Source organism: Actinoplanes utahensis, from assembly GCF_016862455.1.
GTDB classification, from domain to species: Bacteria; Actinomycetota; Actinomycetes; order Mycobacteriales; family Micromonosporaceae; genus Actinoplanes; species Actinoplanes utahensis.
Map to the genome: position 1 here is coordinate 1 of NZ_BOMZ01000103.1, position 11,985 is coordinate 11,985.

Here is an 11,985-nt window from a genome sequence, read left to right on the forward strand (position 1 = left end):
CGAAGGCGGTAGCCGGAACCGGAGGGCCGAAGCCGCAAGGCGCCAGCCGAGCCTGGAAGGCGGCAGCCGGAAGGTGACCGCCGAAACGGCGGTGACCAGCCGAATCGGTGAAGCGCCGCCTCGAACGGCCGGGCTGGACGCGGGTTTCTCCGCGATCAGCCCAGCGGCAGGCTGCCCGGCCGGGCGGATGCACGGACCGGCCGGTGTCGTTCGGACGGAGACTGGAGGCGCGGGGTGGCCGAAGGCGGAGCGCGTACTCCCCGGGCCGGTGCCGCCCGCGGTCTGCTGCCTTGGTCGGGCATCCCGCAGAGATGCCCGCGCGCGTGTGCACCGCGCCGGCGGCGAAGGGAGACGCGGCGAGATGACCACCCCGCTGGACTGGGTGCTCGTGATTGCGATCATCGTGCTCGGCGCGTCGGTGATAGGCGGGATGGTTCTCGGGGCGCGTGCGCTGCGTCAGCTGCGCGCCGACCGTCAGGACGCCCAGGATCGCCAGGACCAGGCGGTCGGTGACGCCCAGGCGAAGGTTGCCGACGCCAATGCCAAGGCCGCTTCGGTACGTGCCGAGGCCGCCGCCGCGAAGGCTGAGGCGAGCGCCGCCCGGGCCGAGGCCCGCCGTGTCCTGGAGGCCGCGCACAGCGAGGCCGACACCATTCTGGAGCACGCCCACCGGCAGGCCGAGGCGGATGCCGAGCAGGTTCGTGCCGCCGCCCGCCGTTCGGGTGAGCGCGAGATCGCCCTGCTCAATGCCACGGTGAAGGAGCAGTCCGCTGAGGTGGAGCGCCGCGCCGCCCGGATCGACGAGCGGGAGCGTCTGCACGGCGAGGAGGTGGAGCGCCTGGTGGAGCGGGAGCGCCGCCTGGCCGCTCTGGAGACCGAGCTGGCGAAGCGGGAGTCGGTGCTGAAGAGCCGTGAGGCGCAGGTGGAGGCGGCGGAGACCGCGAAGCGCCGGGAGCTGGAGCGGATCGCCGGGTTGACCGCGGACACCGCGAAGGGCGAGTTGATCGAGGCGATCGAGGGTCAGGCGAAGCGGGAGGCCGCGATCCTGGTTCGGGACATCGAGACGGACGCGAGGAACACCGCCGACACCCGGGCCCGGCACATCGTGGTGGACGCGATTCAGCGGATCGCCAGTGAGCAGACCGCGGAGAGCGTGGTCAGCGTGCTTCATCTGCCGAGTGACGAGATGAAGGGCCGGATCATCGGCCGTGAGGGCCGTAACATCCGGGCGTTCGAGTCGACCACCGGCGTCAACCTGATCATCGACGACACTCCGGAGGCGGTGTTGTTGTCCTGCTTCGATCCGGTGCGCCGCGAGGTGGGTCGCCTGACGCTGGAGAAGCTGGTGCTGGACGGCCGGATCCACCCGCACCGGATCGAGGAGGTCTTCGACAGCGCCCGTAACGAGGTGGAGCGGCTCTGTGACCGGGCGGCTGAGGAGGCTCTGGTCGATGTGGGCATCACCAGCATCCATCCGGAGATGGTGAAGCTGCTGGGCCGGCTGCGGTACCGCACCAGTTACGGGCAGAACGTCCTGAAGCATCTGGTGGAGACCGCGCACATCGCCGGGATCATGGCCGCCGAGCTGGGCCTGGACGTGCCGACGATGAAGCGGGCCGCCTTCCTGCACGACATCGGCAAGGCGCTCACGCACGAGGTGGAGGGCAGTCACGCTCTGATCGGCGCGGATCTCGCCCGTAAGTACGGCGAGCACGAGGACATCGTGCACGCCATCGAGGCGCATCACAACGAGGTGCCGCCGCAGACCATCGAGGCCGTGCTGACGCAGGCTTCGGACGCGTGTTCCGGGGGGCGGCCGGGCGCCCGGCGGGAGAGTCTGGAGGCGTACGTCAAAAGGCTTGAACGCATCGAGGAGATCGCCGGCGGCAAGTCCGGGGTGGAGAAGGTCTTCGCGATGCAGGCCGGCCGCGAGATCCGGGTCATGGTGCGGCCGGACGACATCGACGACATCGGTGCCGCGGTCCTGGCCCGTGATGTGGCGAAGCAGATCGAGGAGGAGCTGACCTACCCGGGCCAGATCCGGGTCACCGTGGTACGTGAGTCCAGGGTGACGGAGCTGGCCCGGTGACGGATCGTCAGATCTGACGGGTCACGTCGGTCAGCGGCAGCGCTTTCGCGGCTTTCGCCGTGGGCAGGCGGGTCAGGTGCCGCTGCAGCCACCAGGCCAGCACCGACAGCAGCCCGCAGAGGGTGAGATAGATGGCCCCGACGACCAGGTACGCCGGAACGTAGGGGAGCCCGAACGCGAGCCGCCCGCCGATCGTCTTGCCGACGGTCAGCAGCTCCGGGTAGGTGATGATGAAGCCGAGCGCGGTGTCCTTGAGCAGGACCACGAGCTGGCTGACGATGGCCGGCAGCATGGCCCGGAACGCCTGGGGCAGCAGGATCAGCCGCACCACCTGGTGTTTGCGCATGCCGACGGCGTACGCGGCCTCGGACTGCCCTTTGGCCACGGCGTTGATGCCGGCGCGGAAGATCTCCGCGAGCACCGAGCCGTTGTACAGGGTGAGGCCGATGATGAGCGCCCACATCTTGTCGATCGGCCAGCCGTACTGCAGTGGCACGTAGTAGCCGAAGAAGATCAGGATGAGCAGCGGGATGGCCCGGAACAGCTCGACCACGGCTGTCGCCGGGGTGCGCAGGGCGGCGCGGTCGCTGAGCCGGCCGGCGGCGAAGACCGCGCCGAACAGCAGCGCGAGCACGGTCGCGATGCCTGCCGCCTTGAGGGTGAACCAGACGCCGTTGAGCAGTTCCAGCTGTACGGCTTCGTACTTGAACTGGTCCCACCGCCGCGCCTCGAACTGGCCGGTCTCCCAGAACCGGTAGACCACGAAGGCGAGCAGGCCGAGGATCGCCAGGCTGGCGACCACGCCGATGATCAGGTTGCGGCGCCGGGCCTTGGGGCCGGGCAGGTCGTACAGCACCGAGGTCATCGCGCCACCGCCCACTTGCGCTCGAGGGTCCGCTGCAGGAACACCAGCGGGCTGATCAGGATGAGGAAGCCGATGGTGATCCACAGCAGGACGTAGAACTGGGGTTCACCACGCTCGGCCATGTACGCCGGGATGGCTCCCGCCTCGAGCACGGAGAAGCCGGCCGCCACCGTGGTGTTCTTCAACATCGCGACTTCGACGCTGACCAGCGGCGGCACCATCGCCCGCAGCGCCTGCGGCAGCACGATCTGGCCGAGCACCTGGGGGAAGGTCATGCCGAGGGCGCGTGCCGCCTCGGCCTGGCCGGGGGCGACCGTGTTGATGCCGGAGCGGACGACCTCGCAGATGAACGCCGCGGTGTAGACCGTGAGGGCGGTGAAGGCCGCCTGGGGATAGTCGAGGTTGACGTCCAGCTTCGGTACCGCGAACACCAGGAACGCGAAGACCAGCGTCAGGGGGGTGTTGCGCACGAGGTTGACGTAGGCGGCGCCGAACCAGCGCAGCGCGGGGACCGGCGAGACCCGGAACGCGCCGAGCAGGGTACCGAGCAGCAGGCTGCCCACCGCGCTGATGAGGAATAGCTGCACCGTCATGGTGAAGCCGTCACGGAACAGTTGCCAGTTGTCCGTCAGTACGCTGAAGAATTCCGTCATGCCCGTCCTTCAACTGGACCGGCCGGCGCCGGGTGGCGGACCACCCGACGCCGGCCGGAACGAAGTCGATCAGTAGCGCTCGAGGGTCGGCGGGGTGGCCGGCGAGCCGGACTTGCCCAGCGTGCCGTCGTAGATCTTCTGCCAGGTGCCGTCCTTGAAGCCGGCCTCCAGCTTGTCGTTGACGAAGTCGCGGAACGCCTTGTCGTCACGCGGCAGGCCGATGCCGTACTTCTCGGTGCTGAACGGCTGGCCGACGACCTTCAGGTCGCTCGGGCTCTGCGCGGCGTAGCCCTTGAGGATCGCGTCGTCGGTGGTGACGGCGTCGACCTTCTTGTCGAGCAGCTGCGAGACGCACTCGGAGTAGGTCTTGAACTCGACGATGTTCTCCGGCTCGGTCAGCTTCTCGTCGCGGACCCGCTGGATCGGCGTGGAGCCGGTGGCGGAGCAGACCTTCTTGCCCTTGAGGGTGTCCTTGCCGGTGATCGCGGTCTCGTCCTTGCGGACCAGCAGGTCCTGGCCGGCGACGAAGTACGGCCCGGCGAAGGAGACGTCGGCCTTGCGCTTGTCGGTGATCGAGTAGGTGCCGACGTAGTAGTCGATCTCGCCACCCTTGATCGCGGTCTCCCGGTTGGCGGACGGGATCTCCTTGTACTCGATCTTGGCCGGGTCGATGCCCAGCTTCGACGCGATGTACTGCGCGGTCTCGACGTCGAAGCCGCAGCGGGTGCCGGCGGTGTCCTTGTAGCCCAGGTTCGGCTGGTCGAACTTGACGCCGATGACGACCTTGCCGGCGTTCTTGATCTTGTCGAAGGTCGGGCTGCCGGCGACCGCGGCCGCGGTGTCGGCGGTGAAGGTGGTGCCCGAGCTCTGACAGGTGTCGCCGCCGGCCGGCGCCGCGCCGCTGGCGCCGCCGTCCCCGCTCGGGGTGGGCGTGCCCTCCTGGCCGCAGGCGGACAGGCCGAACGTAAGAGCCGCGGCGGTGGCCAGTACGGCTACGCGAGTGAATCGCATGTCTCTACTCCTTCTGGGATCAGGCCCGCCGTCGTGCGACAGGCCCGCGAGGCGCTCAGTGCGTGAGGATCTTGGAGAGGAAGTCCTTGGCCCGGTCGCTCTGCGGGTTGGCGAAGAACTCCTCGGGTGTGGCCTGCTCGACGAGTTGACCGTCGGCCATGAAGACGACCCGGTCGGCCGCGTGCTTGGCGAAACCCATCTCGTGGGTGACGACCACCATGGTCATGCCCTCACGGGCGAGTGAGGTCATCACCTCCAGCACCTCGCCGACCATCTCCGGGTCGAGCGCGCTGGTGGGCTCGTCGAAGAGCAGCGCCTTGGGCTGCATGGCGAGCGCCCGCGCGATGGCGACGCGCTGCTGCTGACCGCCGGAGAGCTGGGCCGGGTACTTCTCGGCCTGGTTGGCGATGCCGACCCGCTCCAGCAGCGCCATGGCCCGGTCGCGGACCTCGGCCGGCTTCTGCTTGAGCACCTTGACCGGCCCGAGCATCACGTTCTGCAGGATGCTCTTGTGCGCGAAGAGGTTGAACGACTGGAACACCATGCCGACCTCGCTGCGCAGCTTGGCCAGCCCACGACCCTCGGCCGGCAGCACCCGCCCGTCGAAGACGATGGTGCCGGAGTCGATCGGCTCCAGCCGGTTGATGGCGCGGCACAGGGTGGACTTGCCGGACCCGGAGGGCCCGATCACCACCACCACCTCGCCACGCGCGACGGACAGGTCAACGTCCTGCAGCACGTGCAAGGGCCCGAACCACTTGTTGACGTTCTCAAGGACGATGAGAGCCTCGCCTGTCACCCCTGGTCCATCCGCTCGTTGTCGGTTCACTCGAATGGACACACCCTAGGGGCAGGTCCGTATCGGATTGTGTCGAGAATGGTCACGGAGCGATAACGCGTGCCGTGCGGGGAGGGAGAGGTCCACACCATGGAGTTCATGGCTGAAGGCCCGTGGAACTGGTGTGCCGCCGGACGGATCGATCCCGATCGAGTGCGCGGCGCTCTGGCCGGGGCCCTCGAACGGCCGGTGCACGACCTGGTTCCCGGCGCCGACCTGCTCTGCGATGTCTATCACGTCGGAGGGGACTTCCCCACCCTGATCGATGTCTACCTGGCGCCGTCCGGCGTCGCCGAGGAGACCGTCGCGAGCGCGGTGGCGGTCCGGTTGCGGTCCGCGGTGCTGCTGCCCGACGACACCCTCAACCCTTCGCGGTACGTGCTGGCGGAGCCCGACGGGACGCTGCGGGCCGTGCACGTCGAGGAGGTGGAGACCGACGACGGCCCGGAGCGACGGCACATCCGGCCGTGCACCGGCGCCGACCCGGCCTGTGCCACCACGGCCGGCTGTGACCGGTCGCGCTGGAAACCCGACCCGACACCGGAGCGGCCCGCCGCCGCTTAGCGGGTAGCCTGGTCAATTGCCATGACTACCGAGATGCAGGGCGCCGCTCGCACCTATGATGTGCGCACGTACGGCTGCCAGATGAACGTGCACGACAGCGAGCGGATCTCCGGCCTGATGGAGGACGCCGGCTATGTGCGCGCCACTGACGCCGACGCGCCGGACGTGGTCGTCTTCAACACCTGCGCCGTCCGGGAGAACGCCGACAACCGCCTCTACGGCAACCTCGGCCATCTGCGCCCGACGAAGCTGAAGAATCCCGGCATGCAGATCGCGGTCGGCGGCTGCCTCGCCCAGAAGGACAAGGGCGACATCGTCAAGAAGGCGCCCTGGGTCGACGTCGTCTTCGGCACCCACAACATCGGCTCGCTGCCGGCGATGCTGGAGCGCGCCCGGCACAACGAGGAGGCGCAGGTCGAGATCCTCGAGTCGCTCGAGGTCTTCCCCTCCACGCTGCCGACCAAGCGCGAGTCGGCGTACGCGGGGTGGGTCTCCATCTCGGTGGGCTGCAACAACACGTGCACCTTCTGCATCGTCCCGAGCCTGCGCGGCAAGGAGAAGGACCGCCGTCCCGGCGACATCCTGTCCGAGGTCCGTGCCCTGGTCGCCGAGGGCGTCCTGGAGGTGACCCTGCTCGGGCAGAACGTGAACTCCTACGGTGTCGAGTTCGGTGATCGTCTCGCCTTCGGCAAGCTGCTGCGCGCCTGCGGCGAGGTGGAGGGCCTGGAGCGGGTCCGGTTCACCAGCCCGCACCCGAAGGACTTCACCGACGACGTGATCGCCGCGATGGCCGAGACGCCGAACGTCTGCCACTCGCTGCACATGCCGTTGCAGTCCGGCTCCGACCGGGTGCTCAAGGCCATGCGCCGCAGCTACCGCCAGGAGAAGTACCTCGGCATCATCGAGAAGGTCCGGGCCGCCATGCCGGACGCCGCGATCACCACCGACATCATCGTCGGTTTCCCCGGCGAGACCGACGAGGACTTCGAGCAGACCCTCGAGGTGGTCCGCCAGGCCCGGTTCTCCAGCGCCTTCACCTTCCAGTACTCGAAGCGTCCCGGCACCCCCGCCGCCACCATGGACGATCAGCTGCCGAAGGCGGTCGTCCAAGCGCGGTACGAGCGTCTGATCGCCACCCTCGAGGACATCACCTGGGCGGAGAACAAGAAGCTCGTCGGGGAGAAGGTCGAGGTCCTGGTCGCGGTCGGCGAGGGCCGCAAGGACGAGCGGACCGGCCGGATGAGCGGGCGGGCCCGTGACGGCCGTCTGGTGCACTTCTCGACGGGTGGCCTGGCTCCCCGTCCGGGGGACATCGTCGAGACCGTCATCACGTACGCCGCCCCGCACCACCTGAACGCCGACGGTGACCCGCTCAGCCACCGGCGGACCCGCGCGGGCGACGTGTGGGAGTCCGGCCGTACCCCCAAGCTCAAAGGGGTTGCGCTCGGCCTGCCGAGCATCGGCGTCCCTGCCCCGCTGCCGCCCGCCACGGAGGGGTGCGCGCTGTAAAAGGGGTGTGCCATCGTGGATCGATGGCCACCTTTCCCCGCGCGCCGCTGTCCCTGCGCGACGATCCGGGTCAGCCCGCGGTCACCGTGACGCGGGCCCTGTTCGCGCTGGCCGGCGTGCTGGCGCTGGTGCTGGGTTTCATCGGCCTGGATCAGTACCTCGCCGGTCAGGGAGTCGCCGACCGGGACCCGCTGAACCTGCTCTACGGCACGCTGCAGCTCTTCGTCCTCGGTTCCGACCCGCTCGAGGGCGGCACCGAGTTCCCGCCCGCCCTGCAGGTGGCCCGGTTCGTCGCCCCGATCGTCACGCTGTACGCGTTCGCCGAGGCGGCCCGGGTCCTGCTCGCCGCGGAGATGCGCCGGCTGCGGGCCCGCCGGTCCCGCGGGCACGTGGTGGTCTGCGGCGACTCGTCGGTGGCCCGGACCCTGGCGCACCGCCTGCACCTGAGCGGCGAGCGGGTGGTGGTGGTGCGTGCGCAGCCGATCGGCCCGCTCGAACTGCGCCGCCGTGGCCTGCTCGGGGTGAACGGCGACGCCCGTGACCCGGACGTGCTGCGCGGCGCCGGTGTGCCGCGGGCCGCGCTGCTCTACGCCTGCGCGGAGACCAGCGCGGCCAATCTGGAGATCGCCGCGGCCGCCGCCCGGATGGCCCTGCCCCGCAACGACATCGGGATCTACGCCCAGATCCACGAGCCGGACTGGGCGCTTACCCTGCAGGCCCGGCGGCTCGGCGTGCCGCACGTGCCGGGCCAGCGGCTGGACTTCTTCCACCTGGACCAGTTGGCCGTGCACGTCCTGCTCGACCAGCAGCCGCTGCCGAGCCGGCCGGACCGGGTGCCCCGGATCCTGGTCACCGGCGATTCCTCGCTGGTGCAGTCGCTGATCGTGGAGATCGCCCGGCACTGGCGGCTGCGGCGGTCCACCCCGCAACAGCGGGTCGCCGTCGATCTGGTCTCCCGGGACGCGATCCGGTTGCGGGACCGGCTCACCCGGCGGCACGAGGTGGTGCTGGACGGCTGCCGGGTGAACGCCTACGAGACCGAGGTGACCGCCCTCCTCGACGATCCGGGCCGGGCCGGTTACGACCGGGCCTTCCTCTGCTTCGACGACGACCGGGAGGGCCTGGAGCTGGCGTTGCGCGAGCATCGGCTGTGGGGCCGGGTCTCCGGCGACATCGTCGTGGTGGTGGACGCGCTCGCCTCGATCTCCGAGGCGTTCAGCCGCCACCAGCGCGGGCACCCCCTGCTGGATCCGATCGACGGTCGGGTCAAGCTCTTCTCGGCGGTCGCGGCCGGCTGCGATCCGGAGCTGATCGCCGACGACCTCTCCGAGCGGCTGGGCCGGCTGATCCACGAGCGGTTCGTCGACGACTGCCTGCGCCGCGGCGCCGAGCTGGGCAGCACCCCGGCGCTGCGCCCGTGGTCCGAGCTGACCGGGGAGCTGCGCCGCTCGAACCGTCTGCAGGCCGGTGACTTCGGGACGAAACTCCACCTGGCCGGGTGCGCCGTCGTCCCCGCCGACGGCGCGGACGACGACTTCTCCTTCACCGAGGCGGAGGTCGAGATGCTGGCCCGGCGCGAGCAGGAGCGGTGGTCGGCGTCGGCGCGCGGCAACGGGTGGGTGCGCGGCGACAAGCATGATCCGGTACGCCGTGAGTCGCCCGATCTGGTCGCCTGGGAGGACCTCGGGCCGGAGGGGCGTGCCAAATGTCGCGCCGCGGTGCTGGAGATTCCGCAGATCCTGAGGGACGCCGGGTTCCGGGTGGTGCGCCTGACGGACACTGGAGGGAACCGGGCGATGAACCCGGCAGGACGACGGCGGGAGCCCCTGTGACGACGATCGGCATCACCGGCCACATCCGGCTGCGGCCCCCCACCCCCCGGCTGGTTCTCGCTGAGCTGGTCCGCCTGCTCTCCGCCCAACCAGCCCCGCACGGTGTCACCTGCCTGGCCGAGGGTTCCGACCGGCTCTTCGCCGAGGCGCTCCAGGCCTGCGGCGGCACGTTCGACGTGGTGCTCCCGGTGCCCGCGGACCTGCCCGACCCGGAGTCCGATCGAGAGTTGCGATCCCTGCTGGCGAGTGCCCGCGATGTCACCCGGGTGGCCGAGCCGGGCCCGCCCGAGGCGTCCTATGAGATCGCCAGCAGCATCGTGGTGGAGCGCTGTGACCTGCTGATCGCCGTCTGGGACGGCACCTCCGCCGGGGTGCGCGGCGGCACCGCGGAGACGGTGGCCTGGGCCCGTGCCATGGACAAGCCGGTTCAGGTGGTCTGGCCGGCCGGCGCCCGGCGTGGGGTCACCGTGGCGCCCGTCCCGGTCGGCTGATCCACGTAGCCGCCCGAGGGGCGCAGCATCGTCAGCGCGCTCATGGTGAGCTGATCCCGGACCCGCGTCACCGACGCCTCCCACTGCCGGGAGAAGCCCGGCCGGTGCTCCAGCGCCTCCCACATCGGCGCCAGATGGTCGGCCACCCGGGCGGCGGGCATCCAGAGGTGCAGCAGGTGATCCACCGCGGGCTGGAGCCGGGCGATCTTCTGGGCCCGGCTGCGATGGCTGGTCAGGGTGGAGTCGAGCAGGCTCACCAGGGTGGTCAGGAGCCAGTCGTGCAGCGCCAGGTCCTCACAGAGCGCGACCACCGAGGCGAGGTCGTCACCCGGTGTGGTGATGTGCAGGGTGCGGAAGTCGTCGGCGTCGATGGTGTACGTGCCGCTCATCTCGCTCTGATCGAGCTCGGCCACCCAGCGCAGGCGGACCCGCGGGGCGCGGACGGCGGGCCGGTGGTCGAGCAGCGGTGAGCGTTGCACGGTGTCCAGCATCCGGCCGGCGACCGCGCCGACGTCCAGCGCCGGGCTGCCCTCGGCCGGGTTGAGCACGCCCGCCACCAGGGCGGGCTGGCGGAACCGGCCGATCGTCTCGATCCGGCCCGGGTTCGCCAGATAGTGCGACCAGGCCAGGCGGCGGGTCGTCGAGGAGGCGGTGACCCGGGCGTACGACGAGCCTTGGGCGACATGCCCGCCGACGATGGTGGCGTGCGCGACGACGGTGCCGACGGCGCGGGTGCGGCTGCCGGGCACGGTCGGGAGGGGACAGTCGACGCCGTGCAGCCGGTCGGGGGAGAGGGCGTAGGCGATGGGGCGGTCGGACAGCCGGACCCGTTCGCCCATCACGAGGTCGAGGATCTCGCCGGTGCGCTCGCGGGACAGCGGCGTCGAGTGCTGCAGGAGTCCGGTCTGGACTTCTCCGAAGGCCAACATGATTCCTCCGCGTACGGCGATGGAGCGCCGGGCAGGCGGCCGCCGGTTCCATCGTGACGGTCCCGGACCCGGCGGGGCAAACGCGGATCAGACAGGGCCTGGCCGGGCGCGATTCCGCGCAAGGGAGCATAAGCGCTGGCCACCGCAGGCGGTGGGAGGGTCAGCCGGAGGGGCGAAATTTGGGCAGTACCCCCGCGGTGGAGTAACCATCTAGTGTCATGGAGTGACCTATACGAACGTCGATGCCATCGTGGTCGGCGCCGGCGTCTGTGGCCTCACCACCGCGCTGTGTCTGGCGTGGCGCGGAGTGAAGGTGACCGTCGTCGCCCGCGAGTTCCCCCCGGCCACCAGTTCGTGCGCGGCCGGTGCCATGTGGGGGCCGTTCCTGGTCGACCACACCGACGCCGAGCGGTGGGCCCGGGAGTCCCTGGCGGTGTTCCGGGAGCTGGCCGCCGACCCGGCGTCCGGGGTGACGATGGTGCGCGGGATCGAGGCCGCCCGTGCGGAGATCCGCCCGCACTCCTGGCTGCGGTACACCGGTGACCTGGAGGTCTGCGACGTGCCGCAGCTTCCCGACGGGTTCCGCTCGGGCTGGCGTTACACCACGGCGGCCACCGACATGCCGGTGTACTCGCGCTATCTGCTCGCCCGGCTGCGGGACGCCGGCGGCCGGATCGAGCGGACCGCGATCCGGTCGTTGCGGGAGCTGTACGGCCGGGCCCGGGTGATCGTGAACTGCAGTGGCGGCGGCGCCCGCACACTGGCCGCCGACGACGAGGTGCGCCCGATGCGCGGCCGGATCGTGGTGGTGGAGAACCCGGGCATCAAGGAGTTCTTCGCGGAGCACGGCGAGGCCCCCGACCTCACCTACTTCATCCCGCACGGCGACCGGGTGGTGCTGGGCAGCACGCTGGAGCCGCCGGGTGAGCCGCAGCGCCCGGCTCCCGAGGTGGTCGACGGCATCATCGCCCGGTGCGCGGCGATCAAACCGGGCCTGGCCGACGCCCGGGTGCTCGAATCCCGTGCCGGGTACCGCCCGATGCGCCGCCGGATCCGGGTGGAGCCGGCCGTCGTGGACGGTCACCTGGTGATCCACAACTACGGGCACGGCGGTGGCGGGGTGACCGTCTCCTGGGGATGCGCCCACGAGGTCGCGGCGCTGCTGGAGGAGCATGCCGTGTGGTCCCGCGTGGCATGAGCCATG

11 protein-coding genes are annotated in these 11,985 nt (G+C 70.5%); 6 read left to right on the forward strand and 5 right to left on the reverse strand.

The genetic code is table 11. The annotated features are described in order from the left end of the window. The first annotated feature begins 361 nt into the window (after positions 1-361). Complete coding sequence (gene rny, locus Aut01nite_RS36005) at positions 362-2,089, forward strand: ribonuclease Y (protein WP_043532509.1); 1,728 nt, start codon at positions 362-364, stop codon at positions 2,087-2,089. 7 nt (positions 2,090-2,096) lie between these two features. On the opposite strand, the gene Aut01nite_RS36010 is transcribed toward rny, so the two are convergent. The 4 genes from Aut01nite_RS36010 to Aut01nite_RS36025 form a co-directional block, all read right to left on the reverse strand. Beyond that, entirely contained in the window at positions 2,097-2,954 is an 858-nt protein-coding gene (locus Aut01nite_RS36010) for an amino acid ABC transporter permease (RefSeq protein WP_043532715.1), read from the reverse strand. Then, the gene (locus Aut01nite_RS36015; protein WP_043532507.1) at positions 2,951-3,607 is read right to left on the reverse strand and encodes an amino acid ABC transporter permease; all 657 of its coding nucleotides are present in this window, start codon (positions 3,605-3,607) and stop codon (positions 2,951-2,953) included. The genes Aut01nite_RS36010 and Aut01nite_RS36015 overlap by 4 nt, the downstream gene beginning before the upstream one ends. Before the next feature lie 69 nt (positions 3,608-3,676). After that, a complete protein-coding gene (locus Aut01nite_RS36020; RefSeq protein ID WP_043532505.1) occupies positions 3,677-4,618 on the reverse strand; it encodes a glutamate ABC transporter substrate-binding protein in 942 nt (313 codons plus the stop codon). A gap of 55 nt (positions 4,619-4,673) precedes the next feature. Then, positions 4,674-5,417, reverse strand: a complete 744-nt coding sequence (locus Aut01nite_RS36025; RefSeq protein WP_043532503.1) for an amino acid ABC transporter ATP-binding protein — start codon at positions 5,415-5,417, stop codon at positions 4,674-4,676. A gap of 138 nt (positions 5,418-5,555) precedes the next feature. Between Aut01nite_RS36025 and Aut01nite_RS36030 the strand changes: the two genes are divergently transcribed. From Aut01nite_RS36030 to Aut01nite_RS36045, 4 genes are read left to right on the forward strand one after another with little or no spacing between them, the layout of a single operon-like run. Continuing rightward, on the forward strand, positions 5,556-6,020 hold the full coding sequence (locus Aut01nite_RS36030; protein WP_236643143.1) for a hypothetical protein: 465 nt from the start codon (positions 5,556-5,558) through the stop codon (positions 6,018-6,020). A 21-nt stretch (positions 6,021-6,041) separates the two neighbouring features. Continuing rightward, complete coding sequence (miaB, locus tag Aut01nite_RS36035) at positions 6,042-7,529, forward strand: tRNA (N6-isopentenyl adenosine(37)-C2)-methylthiotransferase MiaB (RefSeq protein WP_043532498.1); 1,488 nt, start codon at positions 6,042-6,044, stop codon at positions 7,527-7,529. A 23-nt stretch (positions 7,530-7,552) separates the two neighbouring features. Further along, positions 7,553-9,361: an NAD-binding protein gene (locus Aut01nite_RS36040; RefSeq protein WP_043532496.1), complete on the forward strand. Its 1,809-nt coding sequence runs from the start codon at positions 7,553-7,555 to the stop codon at positions 9,359-9,361. Beyond that, positions 9,358-9,852, forward strand: coding sequence for a TIR domain-containing protein (locus tag Aut01nite_RS36045; protein WP_204037875.1), 495 nt, complete (start codon positions 9,358-9,360; stop codon positions 9,850-9,852). The genes Aut01nite_RS36040 and Aut01nite_RS36045 overlap by 4 nt, the downstream gene beginning before the upstream one ends. On the opposite strand, the gene Aut01nite_RS36050 is transcribed toward Aut01nite_RS36045, so the two are convergent. Next, positions 9,789-10,781 (reverse strand): SCO2521 family protein, encoded by a 993-nt coding sequence (locus Aut01nite_RS36050; protein WP_052164524.1) that lies wholly within the window; start codon positions 10,779-10,781, stop codon positions 9,789-9,791. The genes Aut01nite_RS36045 and Aut01nite_RS36050 overlap by 64 nt on opposite strands. Positions 10,782-11,004: 223 nt before the next feature. Here Aut01nite_RS36050 and Aut01nite_RS36055 point away from each other — a divergent pair, with 223 nt between their 5' ends. Further along, a complete protein-coding gene (locus Aut01nite_RS36055; RefSeq protein ID WP_043532492.1) occupies positions 11,005-11,979 on the forward strand; it encodes an FAD-dependent oxidoreductase in 975 nt (324 codons plus the stop codon). Positions 11,980-11,985: the final 6 nt, after the last annotated feature.